This is a genomic window from Kouleothrix sp. 19917, from assembly GCF_057073505.1.
In genome coordinates this window covers 7,607,720-7,632,695 of record NZ_CP097099.1, presented here as the reverse complement: position 1 = coordinate 7,632,695, position 24,976 = coordinate 7,607,720, and the positions used below count along the sequence as shown (strand labels likewise).

General features: G+C 58.9%; 19 protein-coding genes. All 19 read left to right on the top strand.

Translation table 11 applies throughout. The features are described from left to right. Nucleotides 1–76: 76 nt before the first annotated feature. The 19 genes from M1P90_RS30680 (at nucleotide 77) to M1P90_RS30590 (ending at nucleotide 24,950) form a co-directional block, all read left to right on the top strand. The gene (locus M1P90_RS30680) at nucleotides 77–1,063 is read left to right on the top strand and encodes an ABC transporter permease (RefSeq protein ID WP_483699548.1); all 987 of its coding nucleotides are present in this window, start codon (nucleotides 77–79) and stop codon (nucleotides 1,061–1,063) included. A 27-nt stretch (nucleotides 1,064–1,090) separates the two neighbouring features. Beyond that, nucleotides 1,091–2,290 carry an ABC transporter permease gene (locus M1P90_RS30675; RefSeq protein WP_483699547.1) on the top strand — a complete coding sequence of 400 codons (1,200 nt, stop codon included), beginning with the start codon at nucleotides 1,091–1,093 and terminating at the stop codon, nucleotides 2,288–2,290. A gap of 178 nt (nucleotides 2,291–2,468) precedes the next feature. Next, nucleotides 2,469–4,508, top strand: coding sequence for a glycoside hydrolase family 32 protein (locus M1P90_RS30670; protein WP_483699546.1), 2,040 nt, complete (start codon nucleotides 2,469–2,471; stop codon nucleotides 4,506–4,508). A 35-nt stretch (nucleotides 4,509–4,543) separates the two neighbouring features. Next, complete coding sequence (locus M1P90_RS30665; protein ID WP_483699545.1) at nucleotides 4,544–5,563, top strand: ABC transporter ATP-binding protein; 1,020 nt, start codon at nucleotides 4,544–4,546, stop codon at nucleotides 5,561–5,563. A gap of 7 nt (nucleotides 5,564–5,570) precedes the next feature. After that, on the top strand, nucleotides 5,571–6,578 hold the full coding sequence (locus tag M1P90_RS30660; protein WP_483699544.1) for an ABC transporter ATP-binding protein: 1,008 nt from the start codon (nucleotides 5,571–5,573) through the stop codon (nucleotides 6,576–6,578). After that, nucleotides 6,575–8,005, top strand: coding sequence for a hypothetical protein (locus tag M1P90_RS30655; protein ID WP_483699543.1), 1,431 nt, complete (start codon nucleotides 6,575–6,577; stop codon nucleotides 8,003–8,005). Before M1P90_RS30660 ends, M1P90_RS30655 begins: the two co-directional genes overlap by 4 nt. A gap of 30 nt (nucleotides 8,006–8,035) precedes the next feature. Continuing rightward, entirely contained in the window at nucleotides 8,036–9,502 is a 1,467-nt protein-coding gene (locus M1P90_RS30650; protein WP_483699542.1) for a glycoside hydrolase family 32 protein, read from the top strand. Between the two features lie 19 nt (nucleotides 9,503–9,521). Further along, nucleotides 9,522–10,691: a Gfo/Idh/MocA family protein gene (locus M1P90_RS30645; protein ID WP_483699541.1), complete on the top strand. Its 1,170-nt coding sequence runs from the start codon at nucleotides 9,522–9,524 to the stop codon at nucleotides 10,689–10,691. Nucleotides 10,692–10,768: 77 nt separating this feature from the next. Next, entirely contained in the window at nucleotides 10,769–12,877 is a 2,109-nt protein-coding gene (locus tag M1P90_RS30640) for an alpha-amylase family protein (RefSeq protein WP_483699540.1), read from the top strand. Between the two features lie 132 nt (nucleotides 12,878–13,009). Continuing rightward, on the top strand, nucleotides 13,010–13,885 hold the full coding sequence (locus M1P90_RS30635) for an aldo/keto reductase (RefSeq protein ID WP_483699539.1): 876 nt from the start codon (nucleotides 13,010–13,012) through the stop codon (nucleotides 13,883–13,885). Between the two features lie 22 nt (nucleotides 13,886–13,907). After that, nucleotides 13,908–14,588, top strand: a complete 681-nt coding sequence (locus tag M1P90_RS30630) for a cyclase family protein (protein WP_483699538.1) — start codon at nucleotides 13,908–13,910, stop codon at nucleotides 14,586–14,588. Between the two features lie 136 nt (nucleotides 14,589–14,724). Next, a complete protein-coding gene (locus M1P90_RS30625; protein WP_483699536.1) occupies nucleotides 14,725–15,414 on the top strand; it encodes a winged helix-turn-helix transcriptional regulator in 690 nt (229 codons plus the stop codon). A 585-nt stretch (nucleotides 15,415–15,999) separates the two neighbouring features. Continuing rightward, a complete protein-coding gene (locus M1P90_RS30620; protein WP_483699535.1) occupies nucleotides 16,000–17,094 on the top strand; it encodes a class I mannose-6-phosphate isomerase in 1,095 nt (364 codons plus the stop codon). Nucleotides 17,095–17,271: 177 nt separating this feature from the next. Further along, nucleotides 17,272–18,915 carry a glycoside hydrolase family 172 protein gene (locus tag M1P90_RS30615; protein WP_483699534.1) on the top strand — a complete coding sequence of 548 codons (1,644 nt, stop codon included), beginning with the start codon at nucleotides 17,272–17,274 and terminating at the stop codon, nucleotides 18,913–18,915. A gap of 24 nt (nucleotides 18,916–18,939) precedes the next feature. Beyond that, nucleotides 18,940–20,376 carry a glycoside hydrolase family 32 protein gene (locus M1P90_RS30610; RefSeq protein ID WP_483699532.1) on the top strand — a complete coding sequence of 479 codons (1,437 nt, stop codon included), beginning with the start codon at nucleotides 18,940–18,942 and terminating at the stop codon, nucleotides 20,374–20,376. A 91-nt stretch (nucleotides 20,377–20,467) separates the two neighbouring features. Next, nucleotides 20,468–21,394: an ROK family protein gene (locus tag M1P90_RS30605; protein ID WP_483699531.1), complete on the top strand. Its 927-nt coding sequence runs from the start codon at nucleotides 20,468–20,470 to the stop codon at nucleotides 21,392–21,394. Nucleotides 21,395–22,673: 1,279 nt separating this feature from the next. Beyond that, nucleotides 22,674–23,282: a Uma2 family endonuclease gene (locus M1P90_RS30600; protein WP_483699530.1), complete on the top strand. Its 609-nt coding sequence runs from the start codon at nucleotides 22,674–22,676 to the stop codon at nucleotides 23,280–23,282. 240 nt (nucleotides 23,283–23,522) lie between these two features. Next, nucleotides 23,523–23,855: a hypothetical protein gene (locus tag M1P90_RS30595; protein ID WP_483699529.1), complete on the top strand. Its 333-nt coding sequence runs from the start codon at nucleotides 23,523–23,525 to the stop codon at nucleotides 23,853–23,855. Nucleotides 23,856–23,918: 63 nt separating this feature from the next. Then, on the top strand, nucleotides 23,919–24,950 hold the full coding sequence (locus M1P90_RS30590; RefSeq protein WP_483699527.1) for a hypothetical protein: 1,032 nt from the start codon (nucleotides 23,919–23,921) through the stop codon (nucleotides 24,948–24,950). Nucleotides 24,951–24,976 lie beyond the last annotated feature (26 nt).

Genomic DNA, 24,976 nt, shown 5'->3' with positions numbered 1-24,976 from the left:
TCTTCGCGATAATCTGCAGCAGCTTGCGAGGTACCTTCTCTTCATCCGCCCGAAAGGGCTATCGAAAGGCGTGGCTATGGTAGCCTTCATTGTGCGCCGAGTTGTCATTCTCATCCCACTGCTGTTTCTCGTATCGATCGTGGCCTTTCTGATTATTCAACTGCCGCCTGGCAACTTTGCCGATACCTATATTCATAATCTTGAGCTCCAAGGTGGAAGCGTAAACGCGGCCCAACGAGAAGCCTTGCTGCGGCAATATGGGCTCGATCAACCCGTACTGGTGCAGTACTTCTTATGGATCTCCAAAATCGTCCTCCACGGCGATTTTGGCAATTCATTTCGCTACCAGCGGCCAGTTCTCGACCTGCTGTGGGAGCGCGTTCCGCGCACGATGGCGATTTCACTCGTATCTATTCTGCTGACCTGGATTATCGCTATTCCGATCGGGATTCTGTCTGCGCTGAAGAAATACACCGTCTGGGATTACTTCTTTACCTTCCTCAGCTTTTTGGGGTTGTCGGTGCCATCCTTTCTGCTGGCGCTGGTGCTGCTGTATATTGTCTTTGCCCGCACCGGCTATCTTGCCACCGGGCTGTTCTCGCCACAATATCAGAATGCCCCATGGTCGTTCGCCAAATTCGCGAACCTTATGCAAAATACCTGGCTGCCACTGGTAGTGCTGTCGGTCACCGGATCGGCCGGGATCATCCGTGTGCTGCGCGCGTCGTTGCTGGATGAGTTGAAGAAGCAGTACGTCACAACAGCGCGCGCCAAAGGTTTGCCGGAATGGCGGGTTATCCTACAGTACCCGATTCGGATCGCCATCAATCCGCTCATCAGCACCATCGGGTGGATGCTGCCTGGCATCGTTGGCGGTGAATTGGTGGTATCCAAGGTTCTGAATATCCCGACAGTCGGCCCCATGATGCTCGACGCTGTGGTCGCACAAGATATGTACCTGGCCGGCGGATTCGTGCTGATTTTGTGCTCGCTGACTATTATCGGTACATTGATCTCCGATATTCTCCTGGCATGGGCTGATCCACGAATTCGCTTTGAATAAGCTACTGGCGAACAGAGACACACGCATATGCAAAAAATAGCTACGCATTCGGCCGACGATGCAACCGAGCGTTATGTGGATCGCCGATCCAGCGAGCTGCTGCGGCGCTATCGTGGCACCCGCACGCGGCGCCAACGCACCGCCGAAAAGCTTCAGGAAGCCTCGCAGTATGGCCTGATGGTGGCCAAATTCAAAAAGCATCGACTCGCCACAATCAGTTTTTACCTGCTCGTCGTCATGTACCTGATCGCGATCTTCGCAGATTTCGTGGCTCCGTATGATCCCCAAACCCGCTTCGGGGATCTGCTCTTTGCCAATCCATCACGGATTCACATTCGCGACGCCGAAGGCAATCTTCACTTGCCGTTCACCTATGGACGGGTGAGCAAGCTGGACGATGCAACCTTTACCTACACCTTTGTGGAAGACACCACCCAGCGTTTTCCGCTGAGGCTGTTTGTCAAAGGCGAGCCATACCGAATCTGGGGCCTCATCCCAGGCGATTTACACCTGATTGGTAGCACGTCTGATCAGCCGTTCCTACTGCTGGGCAGCGACCAGCTTGGGCGCGATGTATTCTCACGGATCGTGCATGCCGCACGCGTATCACTCTTCATCGGCTTTGCCGGCGTACTGATCAGTTTCTTCCTGGGCATCCTGCTGGGCGGTATCTCGGGGTTTTTCGGTGGTGTCGTAGATCTGCTGATCCAGCGGCTGATTGAGTTCATGATCAGCATTCCGCAGATTCCATTGTGGATGGGCTTGTCTGCTGCCATCCCGCGCGAGTGGACCGGCATCCAGAAGTTCTTCGCTATCACCGTCATTCTGTCGCTCGTGGGCTGGACCGGGCTGGCGCGGGTCGTGCGCGGGAAGATTATCTCGCTGCGCGAAGAAGACTATGTCATGGCCGCCAAAATCTCCTCGGCGAGCAATCTGGCGATTATTTTTAGGCACTTGCTGCCTGGTTTTGCCAGCTACCTGATCGTCAGTATCACAATCGCCATCCCGGGCATGATCCTGGGCGAGACCACGCTGAGCTTTCTCGGGCTGGGCATCAACCCGCCTGACGTAAGCTGGGGTTCACTACTCCAACAGGCGCAGGATGTGACCGTGATCGCCAATTATCCCTGGCTGCTCGCCCCGTGCGCCGCGATCATCCTGGCGGTGATTCTGTTCAACTTTGTTGGTGATGGCCTGCGCGACGCCGCCGACCCATACTCTCGCTGATGCATACCTGGCATCGGCGACACACAGGTTTGCTTTTATGTATAAGCGTTTCGTGATCTACTGCTTGCTTGTCTCAGGGTTAATAGGATGCCAATCTATGAATAATGCGGAACCGGCCTCCAGGCCTCAAAGCAGCTCGAATGCTCCAGCGACCGTGGCGGGAGCGACAGGAACACCAGTGCCAGCGCCGGCGCAGGCGACCAACGTATCTGCGCCGGCGCTCGAACCCAAGACACCGCAAGAGTATCAGGCGACGTCCGTGGCGCGCGACGAGCCGGAATACCTGATTTCTGATCCTTCGCGCTACCAGCAGCCGTTCCGTCCGCAGTATCACTTCTCGCCCGCCAAAGGTTGGCTGGGCGATCCCGACGGCATGGTTCGCTTCAATGGCTTGTACCACGTCTTCTGGTGGGGTCACGCTGAATCGAAAGACCTGGTGCACTGGAACGAGCGCATTCAACCAATGATTGGTGACGACCGGTCCTTTGTATACTACTCCGGCTCGGTGGTGGTGGATCTCAACAACACGAGCGGCTTCGGCGTCGATCCGAACCAGCCGCCGATGATTGCCGTGTATACCATGCACCATAAGGCCACAAACAAGGAGAACCAGGGCCTGTCGATCAGCTATGACTACAAGAGCTTTATCTACTACGATCAGAACCCGGTGCTCGATTCCGACCGGCCGGCGTTTCGTGACCCGCAGGTGTTCTATCATCCCGAGACTGGCCGCTGGATCATGATCATTACTCTGTCAGACGATCGCAAAGTCAGCTTTTACGCTTCGAAAGATCTGAAGCGATGGGAGCACCTCAGCGACTTCGGCCCGGTTGGAGCACAGTCGCAGGTTTGGGAGGTGCCCGATATCTTTCAACTCTCGGTAGATGGGAACCCAAACCACAAGAAATGGGTACTGCTTTGTGGGATGGGCCCTAATCGAGAGCAATATTTCATTGGCGACTTTGATGGCGAGAAATTCACGCTCGATCCGGCGCTGAACGGTTATCTCCTGCGCGGCGAAGGGCTGCCAGGCAAGATGTTTGCCGACTTCGAAACCGGACTGCCGGAGGGCTGGACGGTGGAAGGCGACCCACTCGCGGTTGGAAACGTGGGGCGGCTTGGTCACTATCAGGTCACAGGGTTTATTGGCTCCGGATTTCTGAGCACCTACACACCAGGCGTGACCACAGGCGATCGCGGCAACGTCAAGATGACCTCGCCGGCGTTCACGATCGATACGGCGTTTGTCAACTTCCTGATCTCGGGCGGAAATCATCCTAACCAGGCTGCGGTGAACCTGCTCATCGATGGGGCGGTTGTGCGATCGGCAACCGGAGATGGCACCGATAACATGAAATGGGCCAGCTGGGATGTCGCAGAGTTCAAGGGCAAGCGGGCTCAGCTTCAAATACTTGACGATACCACGATTGCCGATTTCGGGCACGTCAATGTTGATCAGATCATGTTCGCCGACACGCCAGCATTGGTCGGGCGCGAGCATGCCAACTGGCTTGACTTTGGAGCTGACTATTACGCCGTCCGCACGTATCGCGATTACGACAATGCCGAAAATCGCGTGGTGACCATGGGCTGGTTGGGCAACTGGGAATATGCGAATGACGTGCCAACCTCGTGGGGTAAAGGTGCATTGGCGCTTCCGCGCGAGATCGGCTTGCAGTCGTACCCGGGCGGGCTGCGGATCGTGCAGCATCCAGTTCCCGCTTTGGAGCAGCTGCGCCAGGCCCCTATCAAGATCGGCAAGCGCGCCATAGCAGGAGTTGCCCCGCTCGCAGAGTTCACACCGGCTCACAACACCTATGAGATCGATGCAACCTTTCGAATCACCGACCCGAACGCGAAGTTTGGCATCACGACGAGCGCGAACGGCAGCTATGGAGTAAGCGTCGGGTATGACGCGCGCACCTCCACGCTGTTTCTCGACCGCATGAACTCAGAGAATGCCGGGTTTAACGGCCGTTTCGCCAAATACATGACCGCTCCGCTCGACCCGCTCGACGGAACGATCCGGCTGCATATCTTTGTCGACCAGTCGTCGATCGAGGTATTCGCCAACGATGGGGTAGTGACAATGTCGGCGCTGATGTTTCCCAATCCAGATAGCTTGGGGGTTCGATTGTTTTCGGAGCACGGCGGGGTCACGCTCGTTGATCTCAGCGCATGGCAGCTCGATTCGATCTGGGGTGTACCCACCAAATAACCAGCGGTACGATCAGTACCATGAAGGTACAACATATGAACCGATTAGAAATCCGAGACTTGAAAACCTACTTCTTTCTCGATGAAGGTATCGTGAAGGCGGTAGACGGCGTCGATCTGACAATCGGGGATCAGGAAAGCATTGGCATTATCGGCGAGTCCGGGTGCGGCAAAAGCGTGATGTCCCAGTCGATTATGCGCCTGGTAGTACAGCCAGGAGAGATCGTCAAGGGAACCGCGCAGCTGAACCGTAAGGACGGAAGTTGTGTGGATATCTTCGCTCTGAATCCGAACTCGTCGGAGCTGCGCTCCATCCGCGGCAATGAAATCGCGATGATATTCCAGGAACCAATGACCGCCTTCTCACCCGTCTATACGATTGGCCACCAGATCAGTGAGATGGTGGCGCTGCACACCAATCTCGATCGCGCGCAGATACGCGATCATGTCGTCGGATTGCTGAATAGAGTGGGTATCTCCAACCCGAGCCAGCGCTACGACGAATATCCGCATCAGCTCTCCGGCGGCATGCGCCAGCGCGCCATGATCGCCATGGCGCTCAGCTGCAGCCCGAAGATCATCCTTGCGGATGAGCCCACCACCGCATTGGATGTAACCATCCAGGCGCAGATTCTCGAACTGATGAAAGATCTCCAGCGCGAAGAGGGCATGTCAGTCGTCTACATCACCCACAATATGGCGGTGATCGCGGAAACTGTCGATCGCGTGTATGTGATGTACTTGGGCCAGGTGGTAGAAAGCACGACCACGCAGCAGCTATTCGCTGAGCCACAGCACCCCTACACTCAGAAGCTTCTGCGCTCGATTCCCAAGCCTGGGGAGCGGGTGAATAAACTTGAGGTAATCAGCGGGACCGTGCCAGCCCCGATCGACCTGCCCAGGCAGTGCGGATTTGTCTCGCGCTGTCCGTTCGCGAAGCCCGGCCTGTGTGATAAAGAGATGCCCGCGCTGGTGGAAAAGGAAGCCGGGCACTTCGTACGATGCTTCCTGTATAGCGGGGAAACGGAGCCAGAAGATGAGTGGACCAATATCTAGCCCAACTATGGATCCGCGCATTCTTAGTGTTCAGGGTCTGACCAAATACTTCGACATCACACGCGGGCTGATGAAGCGCGTGATCGGCCAGGTTCGCGCAGTAGACAACGTGGATTTGCATGTCAACGCAGGTGAGACGTTGTCGATTGTGGGCGAATCTGGCTCGGGAAAGACGACCCTGGGCCGTATGATCGTGCGGGCGATCGAGCCGACCAGTGGACAGGTGCAACTTCAAGTTGGCGATCGCTGGATGGATCTGACCTCGGCAAAAGGCGAAGAGCTTCGGGCGGCCAGGCGACACTTTCACATGATCTTCCAGGACCCGTATTCCTCGCTCGACCCACGTATGACCGTGCTTGATATCGTCAAGGAGCCGCTTATCTATAATAAGTTGGCGCGCGGGAAAGAGGTGCGTGAGAAGGTGCTTGAAACGCTCAAGCTCGTTGGATTGGAAGAGCGCCATTTGCGCCGCTATCCGCACGCCTTCAGCGGTGGCCAGCGCCAACGCATTGGTATCGCGCGCTCGCTGGTGTGCCACCCAAAGCTGATTGTCTGCGACGAATCGGTATCCGCCCTGGACGTGTCAGTCCAGGCGCAGATCCTCAACCTGTTGAAAGATTTGCAGCAAGAGCTCAATCTGTCATACATCTTTATCGCCCATGATCTGGCGGTGGTAGAGCATATCTCCAACCGGGTGGCGGTGATGTATGTGGGGAAGATTGTCGAGCAAGCCAAATCAACCGAAGTCTTTAGCCACCCGCGGCACCCGTACACCGAGGCGCTGCTATCGGCGATGCCAAAGCCGGACCCAACGCGCAAATCGACACGGATGGTGCTGGAGGGCGAAGTCGCGAATCCTGCCCATCCACCGAGCGGTTGTTATTTTCACCCGCGCTGTCCGTACGCAACGGAACGATGTAAGAGCGAAACGCCGCAGTGGCGCGAAATTTCGCCGGAGCATTTTGTCCTATGCCATCGCGCCGAAGAACTTCAGCTGAAAGGAATCACCTCGTGAACTTCTTTTTCAAACCGCGCCCCGGCGTGATTGGCGACTGCATTCCGCACTACCATGACGGCCGGTACCACGTATTTTATCTCCGCGACCATCGTGATCGGGAATCATATGGGCTTGGCAGCGCATGGCACCACATTTCGACCGATGACTTCGTGCACTTTGAAGATCACGGCGAGGCGCTTGCGCAGGGGCGTATCGACGAACAAGATCACACCGTGGCGACGGGGTGCGTGTATACCGACGAGCACGGCAAGCACCACATCTTTTACACCGGCATCAACCCATACCTGCGCACGGATACCCAGCACGAGCAAGCGCTCTTGCACGCGGTCAGCGACGATCTGGTGACCTGGACCAAGCTTCCCGAGGAGGTCTGGTATGCCGACGAGTCGATCTATGAGCGGCATGACTGGCGCGACCCATTCGTCTTCAAACATCCACAGACTGGCCGCTACACCATGATCCTGGCGGCCCGGCTGAACCAGGGGCCATTCTTCAGGCGGGGCTGCACGGGCCTGCTCACCAGCGATGATTTGCGCCACTGGACAGTGCAGAAGCCGTTCTATGCGCCCGGCCGCTATCACGGGCATGAGTGCCCCGATTGGTTCCAGATCGGCGACTGGTATTACCTGGTGTTTTCGGAGTACACCACCCACACGACGACCCGCTACGTGATGAGCCGGTCGCCAGATGGCCCCTGGGTCGCGCCCGCGGATAACCAGTTCGACAACCGCGCGTTCTACGCGGCCAAGAGCGCCTCCGACGGTTCGCGCCGGTTCTTGTTCGGCTGGAATCCAACCAAGTCAGGCAATGTCGACCATGGCGAATGGGAGTGGGGCGGGTGCCTGACCGTGCATGAGATCGTTCAGAACCAGGATGGACGGCTTGCAGTGCGTATGCCGCCCGAGGCGACGCGGGCGTTCGACGCTGCGCAGAACGTTGATCTCACGCGCCTCGAACCGAGCTGGAGTCAGAGCGACGATGGATGGCGTGCCGAAGCCCTCTACGGGTACAGCACGGCCCTGAGTGAGAAAATGCCGGAGACATACCTGCTGCAAGGGGAGATTCGCTTCGATCGACCTGCTGGCGCGGCTGGCCTGCTGCTGCGGGTGGATGAGGCCGGCGATACGGGCTATTTCCTGCGTTTTAATCTGGAAGGCCAGCGCCTGGAGTTTGGCAAAGTCGGCGGCTACCGCTCCTGGTACGTCGACCATATGCCCGAGCTGGATCGACCGCTGAAGATCCGCCCTGGTGAAGCGCTTCGCTTTCAGATCATCGTCGACAAGACCGCCGTGGTTGCCTATATCAACGACCAGGTCGCGCTGAGCGCGCGCATGTACGCCAATCCCTTCGGCCGCTGCGGCCTATTTGCGGATGGAACTGCGGCACACGTGCGTGGGCTTCGGCTACAGACACCACGTAAGTGACGATTCCTGCTGAAGACATATAGGTTGAACATGATAGAAACACGATCCGATCTCTTTCGCCCACAGTATCATTTCACGGCACCACAGGGCTGGATAAACGACCCCAACGGCCTGGTCTTCTTCCAAGGTGAATATCACCTCTTCTATCAGCACAAACGGCCTCTCCACTGGGGCCATGCCGTTAGCCCCGATCTGATCCATTGGCAGCATCTCCCTATCGCTCTAGCCCCAGATGAGCTGGGCGACATTTGGTCAGGTAGCGTGGTCGTGGACTGGAACGATACGAGCGGATTTTTCGATGGGGGGAGTGGGCTGGTTGCGATTTTCACGCACCACACGCCGCAATCGCAAAGCCAGAGTTTGGCGTTCAGCCGCGACAATGGCCGGACATGGAGCAAGTACGCTGGCAATCCGATTCTTACCAGCACAGAACGGGATTTCCGCGATCCGAAAGTCTTCTGGCATGCGCCAACCGGGCGCTGGGCAATGGTGCTGGCGACCGGCACCAGCGCCAGCTTCTACACCTCAACCGACCTGCGGACGTGGGTGTTCACGAGTCGCTTCATGAGCGATGGTTTGCCCGGCGTCTGGGAGTGCCCGGACCTGTTTGCGCTACCTGTGGATGAGGACCCCGCCCACATTCAATGGGTGTTGAACGTCAGCTCCACAACACCCATACATGTTCGAGGCGGTGCTATCTCGATGCACTATTTCGTGGGCGATTTTGACGGCGAGTGCTTCAGTGCGCTGACCGGCCCGCTACCTACCACGTATGGCGCAGACGACTATGCCGCCGTGAGTTGGTCAGATATCCCTCATGGCGATGGGCGCCGGATCTGGTTAGGCTGGATGAGCCATTGGAATTATGCTAGGCAGGTTCCCACAGATTCATGGCAGGGGATGCTGACTCTACCGCGCGGCTTGACGTTGAGAAGCCATGCACAAGAGATCCGCCTGGTTCAGCAGCCGGTGCGTGAATTGGAAGTACTTCGCCGCGAGACGCACACCTGGCATGATCTGGCGATCGGATGGCAGCACCCTACAGGGGATGGCAACTTTCTGGCGGGAATGGAAGCCGATGCCTGCGAGATTATCGCCGAGTTTGAAGTAGCTGAGCGAAAAACGCTGGCAAGCGAATTTGGTCTGCGCATTCGAGTCGGCGAGCATCAAGAAACACGAATTGGCTATATCGTGGCGGCCGAAACGCTGTTCGTCGATCGCACACGCTCTGGCGCATCAGATTTTCATCCCGGTTTTCCGACTCGTCACATTGCACCCCTTAGCTTCACAAACGGCAGGCTGAAGCTGCAGATTTTCGTGGATCGGTGTTCGATCGAAGTCTTCGGCAACGACGGCGCCGCGTATCTGGCAGACCTCATTTTCCCAGACCAGCGTGCTCAGAAACTCGAAATCTATGCCGACGGCGGCACGGTGACGCTTTCTTCCCTTACGCTCTACCACTTAGCGTCTATTTGGGATGATCAGACGGAACGCTGATACATTTCAGGAGGAACCCATGACTCTCAAACTGGCCTTCATTGGGACTGGTGGGATCGCCAGAGCACACCTGCGCGGCGTGGCGGAGGCCAACCAGCAACATGGGCAAGGCGCACAGCAGCTGTATGAGCTGGTGGCGCTTGCCGACCCTCGTCTGGAGGCGCGCGAGGCGCTCGCGGCAGAGGCTGAGGCGGTCCTGGGACGCCGTCCGTCGGTCTACAGCGACTATCGTGAGATGCTGGAGCGCGAAGCGCTGGATGTGGCGGCCCTCCTAGTGCCGCATAACCTGCATTGGCAGATTGCCAAAGACTGTCTGGACGCCGGCCTGCATCTACAGGTCCAAAAACCGATTGCCATCACGATTGCCGAGGGGCGGCGCATCATCGAGTACGCCCAGGAAAAGGGCCGGGCGATGGTCGTATCAGAGCCCGCTGTGCTGGGCCGAAAGACGCGCGCCATCTTGAGCACGCTTCACGACGGATGCCTTGTCGGGGCGCCGACCATGCTTCTGGACTATGCTGTCACGATCCTCTACGGCGAGTTTTTCGCACGCACACCGTGGCGGCACCTGAAAGGCATGGCCGGCGCGGGCTGGTTCGTCGACCACGGCGTGCATCGCGCCCACTGGTTTCTGGAGGCGCTGGGCCCGATCGCCGAGGCCTACGCGCTGGCGAAGACCTTCGAGCCAGTGCGTCAAGACGAGCGGCATGGCTCATTCACGGTCGACACCGAAGACTCTGCCATGGCCGCGCTTCGGTTCGAGGCTGGAGCGCTCGGCCACTGGCTGGTCGCCTCGGCCGGACACGGCGCACACTTCGGCGCCGTCCGAATCTATGGCACTCAGGGCGTCGTCAGTCTTGATTCCGGCACGGTCCAGCGGGATCGCGGCGAGATTCAGGAATTGAACGCTATGATCCAGCCCTTTCTGGACGAGCGAATTCCCGCTGACCCAATGGCGCACTCCTTCGCCGAGCTGCATGCCTTGATCACCGCAGGCAGCGCGCCGATAAGCAGTGGCGAGCGGGCGCTTGAGGCGCTGGCAGTCGTATATGCCTGCCTGGAGGCGGCCACAACCGGCCGCCCAACCATGGTGGCTGACGTGCTTTCTGGGGCGGCACATGCCTATGAGGACACGATTGAAGCCGCCCGCCCGCTGGTGGCGGGGATGGAGCCTGCTCGCGTTTCTTGATTCGGGACGAGTCCGATGATAGGCGCCATGCGGGTGAGTCACCGAGGATGCGCACCTCGGAGGAAAAGGAGAGCACATTGGCAGAAGACGATCTGAGCTGGACGCGGCGCGCGATGCGCTGGGGGCAGATAAACATCCGCGAAATTGAGCCGCCCGAGTTTGACGTGGCGTGGTGGGAGGACTATTGGCGGAGCATCCACCTCGACGGCATCACGCTCAACGCTGGCGGGCTCGTCGCCTACTATCCCACAAAGCTACCTGACCACCATCGCTCGCGCTGGCTGGGCGACCGGGATCTCTTTGGTGAGTTGGTGGCGGCGGTCAAGCGCTGCAACATGCGCGTGCTGGGGCGCATCGACCCTGGCGAGTCCTACGAAGACGTCTACTGGCGCCATCCCGACTGGTTTGCGGTCGAGCGCGATGGCCAGCCGATGCGTGAGCACGCGATGCCGGAGCTCTACGTGCCGTGCATGAACGGCCCCTACTACTGGGAGTTTGTGCCGGAGATCATGCGCGAGATTCTTGAGAACTACGCCGTCGACGGTATCTTCTGCAGCGAGTGGGATGGGCGCGGGCGGATCTGCTACTGCCGACGCTGCCGCGACCTGTTCTTCGACGCAACCGGCTTTCAGCTACCCGCGGCTGCCGACCCAAACGATCTGGCCTGGAAACAGTGGATCATATGGCACGAACGACGGCTGGAGGATTTGTGGCGCTTCTGGGATGGGGTTGTGAAAGAGCAAAAGCCGGGCGCATTCTGGATGGGCAACCATTCTGACCAGGGCCTTCTGGCCGACCTGGCCGAGATGATCAACGTAGACAATCAGAGTCGGCGTGGCAGCCACCCGCTGTGGGCTGTCGGCGAACAGGGCAAGAAGATGCGCGCGCTGACCCGTGCCCAGAAGCCCTACTTTCACATCTTCTCGTCCAATAGCTACTCTCGTCACGTGGCGAAGCCCGAAGCTGAGTACCGGCTGTACATTGCCGACGCGCTGCTTGCCGACTCGCGCCCGTGGTTCACGATTATCGGCGGCGTGCAGCAGGACAAGCGCCAGTTTGGCCCGCTGGCAGACATGTATCGCTGGCATCATGCGCATCAGGATGATTTGTGCGACCGGCAGAGCCTGGCCGAAGTCGCGCTCGTCTTCCACGATCGGCAGCGCTTCCTGCCCCGGCCATCGCGCAGTGACGCGCCTCTGCACAGCCCTGCGCCAGCGCATCCCGGCGGCGATTCGTTTCGCGGGATGTATTACGCGCTGCTCCGCAACCGCATTCCCTTCGATTTGGCGCATGTATCCCGGCTGGATCAAACAGCACTCGCTCAGTACAAGCTGCTGGTGCTCCCGCATGTGGCGGCGCTCTCGGACGAAGAGGCCGAGAACGTGCGGCATTTTGTGCGCAGAGGTGGGGCGATCCTGGCCACGTTCGAGACGGGCGCCTACGACGAATGGGGCCAGCCCCGCGGGCGCGGCGCCCTCGACGACGTGCTCGGCGTTGCACAGCGCAGCCCAATTCTCGGCCCGCTGACCCACGCCTACGCGCAGCTGCACCATGATCGCGATCCGCATTGCCTGCTGGCCGGCCTGGAAGATACTGAGCTTACATTGGGCGGCGACTATGTCGTGCCGGTGCAGCCCGCCAGCGGCGTGCACGGCGCGGCACTCACGCTCGTCCCGCCATACCCAAGCTACCCGCCCGAGGAAGCATTCACCCGCACCGGGGATAGTGGCTTGCCCCTCCTCGTGCTGGCGGAGGGGAACCCTGGTGAGGGTCGACGGGTATTCTGGCCAGGAAATGTAGATTCCTTCTTTCTGTCCACCAACGCGCCAGACTTCTGCCGCCTACTGCGCAGTAGTATCGAGTGGGCGTTCCGCGGCCAACAGCCCGCCCAGCTGTCTGGGCCAGGTCTGATCGAGATGCACCCCTACCGCCAGGCGCAGAGCCTACAGGTGCACCTCGTGAACTTTACCAATCCGGACATCTGGCGAGCTCCGGTACACGAACTGCTGCCGGTCGGCGAACAGATTGTGCGTGTGCGGGTGCCACAGGCAATCTCATTCGTACGCGAGGCCCGCTGTCTTGTGTCTGGCCAAACCCTACCGGTGACTCGATCGGGCGAGTGGGTGGAGGCAGTGCTACCCGGATTGCTGGATCATGAGATCGTGGTCTTTGATCTCGCCGAATAAGCGTGCCACCGATAGAGACCATGGTTATCAGGAGAGGACGGAAGATACCCGTCCTCTTCTGCCGGGCGGGCGTATTCGGTCTCACCAGACGAGCACTTGGCGGGGCGCAACGGATGAAGATAGGAACGAGCGATGCAATACCGGGATCTGGGCCGAACCGGCCTGCGCGTTTCTGAAGTTGGGTGTGGCGGCGCGCCGATCGGCATTCCTAACTACAATGAGGTATGGGATCCCCAGGGCGATGGAGAGACGCGCTCTGTGATCGACGCACTTCACCGCGCTGTCGACGTCGGGTACAACTACTTCGACACTGCTCCGGGCTATGGTGACGGCCGCAGTGAGGAACTAATGGGTCTGGCGCTAGAGGGCCAGCGTTCTCACGTCCTCATTGCGACGAAGACGGCCTGGAAAGGGCGCAACAAAGAGCAGATCCTGCAATCGGTGGAAGGTTCACTGCGCCGGCTCCGCACGGACTACCTGGACGTCATTCAATTTCATGGTGACACCGGCGAACCATATATGCCGGACGACTTCCGCTGGATCCTGGAGTGCGGACCGATGGACGCTTTCCATCAGCTCAAGCGGGAAGGCAAGATCCGTTTTGTCGGCATCACCTGTGAGGAGCCGGTGAGCCTACGGCCGTTTCTCGACACTGGCCTCTTCGATGTGATTCAGATCAAATACAACGTTATCTATCAAGGAGCGTGGCACAATACTCTCCGGTGGGCGCAGGAGGCTAATGTCGGCGTTGTGGCGATGCGGCCCCTGACCAGCGGTATCTTCCAGAAGTTGATGCGCGCAGCCTGGCCATCGATCGAGCAGCACCTCGATCTCAACGAACTGGCGCTCAACTTTGTGCTCTCCGACCCGCGCGTGTCCACAGCTATCGTTGGTGCCCGCCGCGTCTCGGAGATCGACGCGAATAGTGCCCTTTCCGAAGCCCTACAGAAGCGCTTCGACCTGGATTGTTTGCAGGAACGCAGAGTGATTCCGCCTGGCGGCGCCTAGCACGCGGCGGAAAGGACGTACGTTGGAAATTATTGATCTTTCGAAGCCAATCACAAATGGTTTGCACGCACACATTACGACCTCGATCGTACCCTTACTGCGTATCGGCGATGCAGCCGGAAAGTTCGACCCGCCGTGCGAGGGATTTGCGGCCAACCTGGTCGTGATGAGCGACCACTGCGCCACGCATGTCGACGCACCAAATCACTTCATCCGTGGCGGTGCAAGTGTTGACCAAATCTCGCTCCACCGGATGATCGGGCCAGCGGTCGTCTGCGATCTCACGGACGGAGACGACGATCAGATCGAAGCCGATCTCCTCATAGCGGCGATTGCACGCATGCCGATCAAGCCAAAGCGCGGCTGGTTTCTGTTGTTACATACATGCCGTCAAGATGCCCGCGGCAAAGGGCTCGGCCGCAGCGCCGCCGAGTACCTGGTGGAGCTAGGTGTGCGCCTGGTTGGTACCGATCACGGCGGCATCGACAACACGCGTAACCGCGACCGGCCGGGCCATATGACTTTGCTCCAACACGACGTGCTGATTGTGGAAAGCCTGACGAATCTGGATCGTCTCTTAGGCCAAAAAGTATTGTTCGTTTGCCTGCCGCTGGCACTGCAGGGCGCGTCCGGCTCGCCTGTGCGGCCGATCGCTATCACTCCCTGTCCCAACGCTGATTGGTCAGTCGTTGAGCATCTATAGTCGGGCCGCGCCAGCCGTGCCAGTAGGAAGCAATTGCGACATATAAAATGAGATCACCGTGGCCAAGCGCATCCGAGCGGGCTAGCGCTTCTGGGTTAGTAGATTCAAACGACGAGGTGGCGGGAGCTGTAGAACCATGAACGTTATTGTATTTGCTACTGACATGGCCGAAGGAGATCTTCTCCGCCAGGCGATTATTTACGCTGGAGTCGAAGCGGAAATTCACGTTCAGATGAAACAGGTCCTCGCCGACTGGTCAGAAAATGTAGCCGATCTCATTATTTTGACCAGCGATGCGGAAACTGCGGCGCTTAAGCACGTTCGCGATATCCGCGAGATCACATATACCCCACTGATGGTGATAACAGATCCGGTGGTAGAAGCCGTGCACTGTGACATCTTGCAGGCAGGCGCAGATCTCGTGCTAATGCGTCCGGTCGGACCACGCGTCCTGGTCGCCTATGTCCAGGTATTGCTTCGCCGCGTAGACATGGTCCCCCAATCTGTCCTCAACCATTTCCAGCTAGAGAATTTCTCACTGGATTCGGCAACCCGTTCGGTCACTGTGGAAGGAAGAGCGTCGCAACGGTTGACCCGTCTCGAGTTTCGCCTTCTCTATGTGCTGGTATCCAACCGCGAACAAACCGTGCCAAGCGACATCCTTGTTGAGCGCGTATGGGGATATGAAAATCGGGGAGACTCTGAACTGTTGCGCGGGTTAATCAGCCGTGTACGTCGCAAGATAGAGCCAGACCCGCAGAACCCCAGGTATATCGAGAATGTTTCGGCCTTAGGCTATCGGTTTACACTTGGCGGGCCTCTTTGAGACTGACGGCAAGTGCCACTTTGAATGAAAGCGCCTCACTTTTCTTGGAAGCCGCGTCTTATTGATAGACGAGTTATATATCTTTTACAGGGCATTTGCACATCTAGATGCTACTGTACATACCGAGTATCAAATACTCGGTATGTACAGTAGCACCGAGCGACGGAAACTAGAGATGGTGGCCGTTTGCTCTGGAACCAACAGTAAGCGAGGTGTGCAAATGGTGATTTTCGACTCAATGCTTTACACGATAGAGGTCAGTCGCGCGGTCTACGAACATTTATTGTGTGAGGCGAGCTATGCGCGATTGGTGAACCAATTCCGCCGAGGTTCCCTGAAGAAACTGATTGGCGAGTTGATGACATTCATCGTCCCCGGCTAAAGCAAGCTTTCCCTTGTCAGATGTGAACATTACACGTGGGAATGTATGGAAGGGCCTAAGCCTCTCCATTCCTCAACTCTGAATCGTGTAAGGTTCGTAAGAAGTGTGCCTGACAACAGTTGCGATCGACGTGGCTCGCAGCTGTCCTCTTACGAACTTTTCGGAGATTTGGCTGTAAGAGGATTTTTCAAGGAGGATTTGCCTTGGAATGGTATCCTATCAAGCTGACCGCTCAGATCCGCCCCTACACCTTTGGTGAGCGTCTGATTCCAGATCTGCTGGGCAAACAGGGCCTTCCAGAAGGAGTCATCGCCGAGACCTGGGAAGTCAGCGACTATCGGGACACAACCGGCACAGTTCTCAACGGTCATCATGCAGGCCGCACCGTGCATGACCTGGTTGTGAATTTCCCAGATGAACTGATTGGCCAGGGATGGAGCGGGCCGCATTTTCCGCTGCTCCTAAAGTTTCTGGACGCATCACACATGCTGCCGGTCCATCTGCATGCCGACGATGAGATCGCCCGGCGTGTCTATGCCGAACCAAATGGGAAAACCGAAGCCTGGCATGTCTTGTGGGCTAAGCCCGGCGCCACGATCCTGGCCAACGTAAAGCCAGGCGTTTCACGAGCTGAGTTTTTCGAAGCCTTCAAGACACAAGCGTACGACGCGGTGATGCCGCGCTACTCGATTCAATCGGGTGACACCGTCTATGTGCCGGGTGGCGTGATTCATAGCTTCGGACCTGCTACTCTTATCTTCGAAGTCCAGCAGACATCAAACTTGGGGCAGAGTGTAATGCCAGACGATGGGACTGGCGCTGCGCTGCCAGTGGAAATCTGGGAAGCCAATATCAACGCGGCCCTGGAGGAGCTCCGTACCGACTATCAACCGCGTCCTACCGCCGGCCTTATTCGAGAGCATGGTCTCAACCGATATACCACGTGCTGTGCCGGCCCATACTTTGCGCTCGAACGCTGGTCGCTTAGAGAGCCGCATGTTGAGCCGTCGCATCCACGGCGCTTTCTAACACTATCCAATGTTGCTGACACGATCCGCATCTGTTATGGCGGCCACGATGAACGGCTGGAGCACGGTGAGTCGTGTATTCTTCCCGCCGCCATAGGCGAAGTTCGGATCATCCCACTCGGAACGGCAGATCTCATCATCTGCTATGTGCCCGACCTTCAACGTGATGTGGTCGAGCCGCTGCGCAGGGCTGGTCATTCAGATTCAGCTATCCGATCACTCGGTGAGATTCCGGTGGAGGCGCTGACAGTGCAGGAGATCAAGGGTTAAGGCGGCCACTGCCTAGTCCGGAAGCCATCTGCTCGGCGCTCTGGCGTCGCCGCGCCCTGCTCTCCTATACTCCGCGTATCGTTGGAAGCGACGGAGCGTTCGAGAGCGCCTCGCATCTCTTCTGGTGGACACAGTACGAGCGCGCCTGTTTTTGCAAGGAGTACGAAAGGGCTGACAGTGAAGCTTTCCTATACTGATCTGATCCGGCGGCTGGTGGACCTCGAACGCCTCGCCGAGCCGCCGGCCCCGGACGAACAGGGTGGGTGCTGTTCGAGCTACGATCGCCGCTCGCGCTACAACGCCGACACTGGGACATACGAGGACTGGGATGCCAATGAAGATGGCACAGGTTTCATTCGTATGGAGGGCGACTGGATGGTCGTCTTTGAGCGCGAAGGTCCAGGCGTCATCTGGCGTATCTGGTCGGCACTGCCGCGCGACGGGCATGTGCAGATTTTCATTGACGATGCCCCCGAACCGGTGGTTGACATGCCGTTCCGCGACTTGTTTGATCGGTTCAACGGTGAGATCCCGCCGCTCAACTTTCCTTCGCTTACACCGACACTTTCACGCGGGCGCAATCGGTACATTCCCATTCCGTATAACCGCTCGTGCAAGGTGCGCCTGGCTCCAGAGTGGGGCGCCTATTATCATTTTACCTATACAACCTTCCCATCAGAAACACAGTTGCCGCGCTTCACGGGAGTCTTCGACCGTGACACATGTATCGCACTCGCGGTGGCAGACCGAACGCTGGCGCAGCGGGGCTGGGCCCTGCCTCGAAGTAACGGCGATACGGTCGATCGTATCACGTTGACCGTGCCGCCCGGCGTGACACTCCCCATCTGCACGTTGTATGGCAACCGGGCCATAACGGGGATCCGGGTGCTACCACACGATTTGCCTGCGTCGCCAGAGGATCAGCGGGTGCTGCGCGAGCTCGCACTGAGCATCACCTGGGACGATGATGCGGCGGCAAGTGTGTGGGCGCCGTTGGGTGATTTCTTTGGCACGGCGCCAGGCGTGAACTACTACCGCTCCTTACCGCTTGGCATGACTGACGGTGGCTTCTATTGTCACTGGTTTATGCCGTTTGCCATGCGCGCGCAGATGACAATCACGAACGACGGTGATACCGCGCGCACGTTCACATTCCAGGTCTGCCATAAGCCGTTGGCGCAACCAGCCGATCAGTTGCTACGTTTCCACGCAAAATGGCACCGTGATGCGTTTCTCGAACGCGCACGCGAGGCGGGCCGGGACATCGACTGGCCGCTACTGCTGGTAGAGGGACAGGGGCGCTTCTGTGGCATGCATCTGCACGTCTGGAATCGCTGGACACCACCCCGTGAGGAGGCCGCCACCTGGTGGTACGGGCAGTGGAACGAGAAATCGGTCGACTGGTGGTGGGGCGAGGGCGACGAGAAGTTCTTTGTGGATGGTGAGGTCTTTCCCTCAACCTTCGGCACCGGCTCTGAGGACTATGTGGGCTATGCATGGGCGGCCGAGCCTCCGTTCCCCACGTTTGACAGCCCTTACGCGTCCCAGCCAATGGTCGCGCTCGATGGAAACGGGCATACCTCAGTGAGCCGCTTTCACATTTGTGATGATGTCCCATTTCACTCAAAGTTTGAGGGATACATTGAGAAGTACAAGGGCAATCGGTGGGACGATGGCAACGTATGCTTGTATGCCGTCGTCACCTACTGGTATCAGCGGTCGGGAGGTCTCGATCCCTACGGAAGCCTCCCACTCGCCGAGCGCGTGGGATACGAGGTTGAACCCAGCGGCCTGGGGGAAGGTAAGAACGGTAAGGTTTGATTGGAGAGGGGAGTAGCCAACATCATGGAGACGAACGAACCGCAGCGTGCTGCGGCTGATCCACATCGGCCAGGCTATCACTTCCTGCCGCCGGCAAACTGGCTGAATGATCCAAACGGGTTGATCCAGTGGAATGGTGAGTATCACATCTTTTACCAGTACAATCCGAACGGCCCATTCCATGGCACCATCCACTGGGGCCATGCCGTCAGCACCGACCTGGTCCATTGGCGACATCTGCCGATTGCGCTCACACCAGAGGCCGGCACGGCCGACGAAGATGGCTGCTGGTCGGGCGTGGCGGTGGACAATGACGGAGTGCCGACACTGATCTACAGTGGGAACCGTGACGGCGAGCAGCGGGCGTGTTTGGCGACGAGTACCGATGGCCTGCTGACCTGGCAAAAGCATGACGGCAACCCAATTATCCCAGCTCCGCCGCCGGATCTGCATTTGGTACAGTACCGCGACCATACGGTGTGGCGCGAGGATGACGCGTGGTATCAGCTCATGGGCGCAGGTATCGAAGGGCAGGGCGGGACGGTGCTGCTGTACCGCTCAACCGATCTGCGTCATTGGGAATACGTGCATCCGCTGCTCGTGGGCGATGCACATCGCTACACGCCGATCTGGACTGGCACCATGTGGGAATGCCCCGATTTCTACTGCCTGGGCGGCCGGCAGATATTGGCGATCTTGGTATGGGATCATGGGCAGCTGCACTATAGTGCAGCGATGGTCGGCGATTATCGTGACCACCACTTCATCCCTAAGATTGAGCATAAGCTCGACTATGGCGACAGGCACTTCTACGCGCCGCAGTCGTTCACCGACGCACAGGGCCGCCGGATCATCTTCGGCTGGGTTCACGAAGGACGCACCGCTGAAGCGCAGCTGGCCTCTGGCTGGTCGGGCGCTATGTCGCTGCCACGGATGCTGTCGCTTGGGCCGGACGGACAGGTCTGTATGCAGCCGGTGCCTGAATTGGCGGCGCTGCGAGCCGAGCATACGCATATGCCAGCCACAGGTTTGCCGTCCGGCCAAGTGGTCGTTGTGCCGGACGTCAGCGGCGACACGCTGGAGCTGATTGTCGACCTCGTCTCCGCGCGCGAGGCACTGTGCGGTGTCATCGTGCGTCGCTCTCCCGACGGATCGGAGTACACCCAGATTGTCTACGATACCGTGCTGCACCAGTTGGTCGTCGATCGCACGCATGCGAGCCTCGACTCAGGGAACGATCGAAGCCTGCACGTTGCGCCGCTGATTCTTGGTTTGGATGAGCCGCTGCGACTGCATATCTTCCTCGACCGGTCGGTGCTGGAAGTATTTGCCAATGGCCGTGTCAGCATCACCAGCCGGATCTATCCGACGCGTGCGGACAGCGCGGGAGTGGCGCTTCTGGCCGAACGGGGCGAGGCGCACGTAATCGGCCTTGATGTATGGCAGCTGCGGACGATCTGATTCTCAGAGGGCAAGCGTTGCTATTGCTTTCGCAGGACACGGCCGCAGCCACACAGGCGCCCTCGTCGTTTGAGGAACGCAAGGAATTTGCATGATGACCAGCACAATTCAGGACAACACTGTGTATGGAAGCATCGAGGCCGGCGGCACCAAGTGGGTGTGCGCGATCGGCAGTGGACCGGACGACCTTCGCGCTGAGACACGTTTTCCCACCACCACATCCACAGAGACACTGGCACGCACCATCGGCTTCTTTCAGGATCACCAGCACCTCGGCCAGCTAAAGGCTATCGGCGTCGGCTCGTTTGGGCCAGTCGACCTCAACCCCACATCCGCGACCTATGGATACATCACGTCCACCCCGAAAGCAGGCTGGGCGAACACCGATGTTGCCGGCCCAATACGCCAGGCGCTCGGAGTTCCCGTCCGCGTCGACACCGACGTGAACGCAGCCGCGTTGGGTGAGTATCGCTGGGGCGCCGCGCAAGGGTGCACGATATCTATCTACATCACCGTTGGCACAGGTATCGGCGGGGGAGGCGTCGCGTATGAGCGGCGCCTCCATGGGCTCATTCATCCCGAAATGGGGCACATACGTATCCCGCACGACTGGCAGCGCGACCCCTTTCGTGGCAACTGCCCCTATCACGGCGATTGCCTGGAAGGATTGGCGTCTGGAGCGGCGCTCGCCGAGCGTTGGGGCCAGCCGGCGGAGACGCTCGCAACCGATCACCCTGCCTGGGATTTACAGGCGCGCTACCTCGCGCTCGCGCTGGTCAATCTCATTTGCACACTTTCGCCTGAACGAATCATTATCGGTGGTGGCGTGATGGAGCAAGCACACCTTTTTCCTCTTATTCGAGCAGAAGTTCAGCAGCTCCTGAACGGCTATGTCCAGGCGCCCGCGATTCTCGGTGCGATTGATCGGTATATCGTGGCGCCAGCATTGGGAAACCGGGCAGGGATAGTAAGGGGCATCGCCCTGGCTGCGCAAGACATGGAACACTTGGAAGACTGATAAGGAGATATCCGATACGGGACTATCTCGCAATTCACCCGCGAGTACAAACGGCTGTTCGGTGCATCACCGATGCACGACGTGGAACAACTACGCCAATGCACTCGGGAACGTATGCTGGCTCAAGGGACGATATAGCAGCAGAACGCGCTCGCGCCACTGTGCGATTGTGTGCGAGGTTGTATGGACAGGAACAATTGGCAACTGAAGCAGTCCACATCACAGATTGTACGCGAGCTGAGAGTCAAGAACGCACATTATCAATAACGATGAGCACTGTGCTCGCCACTCAGAATGAATGAGTGAGCGGTTTCGCCAGCAAGGCGACAGGAAGTACGAAACTCGCGGCCGCTCTCTTTGGTAATGCGTTGGTACAGTTCTCTTGTACAATGGACAGGCGATCTGGCCAAACCAGGTCTGCCGTCTCCTGGTTCCAACCGGCGGCGCACGCTTTCTCTCTGACGAGCGTCAACGCTTGCAACCGCGAGATGCCAGATTCGGTGTAGCCAGCAGGAGACCAAAAGCTCCTGTTGTACGTTTCACAATCGCATAGGTACAAGGCCGACCAAGGCATCCCACCCCGTCCGTGCCGCCTTTGTCGTTGCAACATCGTCACCCCGAGACACGCTGCATCACTCCTGATGCCATAGACGCGGTCTCGCACACTCACACAAACCCATACAAAACAGAGCGATCGCTCTGATTCGGCTCCGCCGATCATAGCCTCGTTCTGTACATGATCACCATTGCCACTCAGCATGAAATCGCTCTTTCGGGAGCGCTCATTCCTGCCGATGTGGCTTTTTTGATTCCCCTTCTCACTGCTATTCCTACTCTTCCCCGCTCAGGGGCTTGCAATCATTTGCAGCCCTCCCAGCGGAGCGGCTGCGCCATCTGCGGCATGGCCGCGAAAGGAAGAAACCACAATGTCACCTCTCAGTTCACTCCAGGGAAGTGGCGGCGGACGCATTCCCATGGGCAACTTCAGTTACGATGTCTCGCGTCGCGATTTGACGCGAATCATCGAGGCCATGCCGGCCGACGCGTGCCGGGAAATGCATCTTGCTGCTCGCGCGGGCGATACCGCCACGGCGCAACGCATCATCCGCGAGGCGGCGGCGACATACTACGCCGGCGCTCCAGCAGCCCCGGCAGTGGCACCGTTGCATCCGAGTCCGCGACGTACCCGACGAACCTCAGATCAGTCCAGGCGGTATTGACATGGCGCAGGCCAACGCGTATGATTCAGCGCACAGACTGCTGCGCCGGGAGGACGGAGATGACGATCATCGATACATTGCCAGAGTTGGTATTGCGCTCAATCGACGCGACATGGAATTACACTCGCTGGGAGCGGCTGCCCGACGATGGCAATCGCTACGAGGTGATTGATGGAGTCCTGTACATGACCACTGCGCCAAGCAGCTTTCACCAATGGATCGTCCAGCAGCTATTCCTTGAGCTGCATGCCCAGATTACGCGGCCACAGCTTGGTGTTGTCTTCATCGCGCCGATTGGCGTGCTCATGCCTGGCTGTGATCCTGTGCAGCCCGACCTCGTCGTGGTGCACAGAGCCGATCTGGGCATCATCACGGATCGGCGCATCCGTGGCGTCCCAAGCCTGCTGATTGAGGTGCTCTCGCCAGCAAATGCCGAGACCGACACCGAGATCAAGCGCAAGAGCTACGCCCGTGCTGGCGTGCCGGAGTACTGGATTGTGCGGCCGAGCGAGCGCGATATCCTGGTCTATACAGAACCGGATGCAGCGCTGGGCGACTATATCCACGTCGACCGCGTTGCTCCAACCGGCACGCTCGCAGCCGTCACATTCCCCGTCCAGATCACGGTCGCTTCGCTGTTTGAAGGCGCGCCAGATCTGACGGTCTAATCGGCCGATTCGCCTCACTACACCTACCACCTCGTCTACCGTGATCACTGATATAGCCACGCCAAGCAGTTTGTGCCTGGCGTATATCGCCGCGTGCTGTACACAGCCACCGCTGTGTGTTGACCAAGTCAGCTATCTGTTGGTCTGAAACTCTGTCGCCTTATCTTGTTCGCCTCACAGGGGCTATCACCGCCCTGTGGGATGTGTGGTAGCCCTCCATTCTTTCGAGGAGCTACCACGATGAAAACCTTCACCGCTCAAATCCTCACCATTCTGATTCTTGCTAGCGCCTTTTTCCTGAGCTCGCAGCCCAGTGCGGCTGCACCTCGCTTCGCGCCGACTATTCGGATTGCCAGCGTCTCAGCCCTGGATACGACCACCAACACTTGGACCATCACGCTTTCAAGCGGCGACTCCCTACGCGTGGAGCTGCGCGCGTTCGACACCGGCGGCAAATCACCCTCGGTGGGCGCAATCAGCAACTTCAGCGACCAGGGCTGGCTGCCGATCCTCGGCTACTACGGCTATGCGACCTTTGATCAACACGGCATCGCCTACCACGCGACCCACTAATGCAGACCAACCAGCTATCTCCATCGGAGCTACGTGGCTCCGATGACCAGGAGGAGACACAAAATGACTGCGGCACCAACGCTCATGCTTCCCAAGCCCGAGATCGTTATCCCCGGCTTCGCCGAGCTGCCCGAACCCATTCAGGCCGTGATCGAGCGCCTGAGTGCGCCCTTTCCAATCGAGGAGGTCAAGGTGCGACCCGGCGCCGTCCGACGCGACGGCACGGCCGCGTTGTGCCTGGCATACTCGGATTGGTGGACGGGGTATCTTCCGCGCCTGAACGACGAGATCGGGCCAAACAACTGGAGCATCGTGCTGCGCCCGTGGGGCGAGCACCAGATCATCGCGCGCCTGCGCGCCTTCGGCGGCCTGATCGAGAAGGAGTCGAGCGGCAGCGCCAAAGGCGAGGCCAACGGCGCTCAGGAAGCCGAGGTGCAGGCCAAGAAGCGCGCCTGCGCCGAAGGCCTGATGCTGGGGCTGTACTACTACTTTCTCCCGAATGTGTGGGGCAAGGGCGAGCGCGTCGGCAAAGACTTCGCGTTCGCCGACGGTGAAGAGCAGCGCTGCGTGTACGAAATGTATACGCGCGCCGGCCTAATCGCACGCGGCACACCCGGCGCGCTGATTCCGCGCGATGGGCGGACAGTCCGCGGCGAGGCGAGCCGACCACCAGCCACGACACCACCTCCAAGCGCTGCACCCGAATCTGCACCAGTCAATGCGCGTGCCGCCACTGCTCGCCGCTCGCTTGAGCAGGCCGAGCAGCGGGTTGGGCTGCGCCAGCCGGAACACGCCACGTCAGCGCACGATGCCGACACACCAGGACCAAGTAGCAGCGCACAGGCGAGCGACGCCCAGCTTGGGCTGATCGCGCGCCTGATTAACGAGCTCCACACCGGCCTGGATGAGACGAGCGAGGAGACCGCCGCGGCGCTCGACGCGCTCGGCGCCCGCTTCGGCATGAGCAGCCTGTCCAGCCTGCGCAGCAAGGTAGACCTCCGCCGCGCAGCGAGCAGGCTCACCAAGTTGCAAGCCATGCAGCTGATCGATCGCCTCAAGGGGTTGACGCCCACTGAGAACGCCCAAGCCGCCTGACCCTTCACTCGCCTATGCATCCGCAG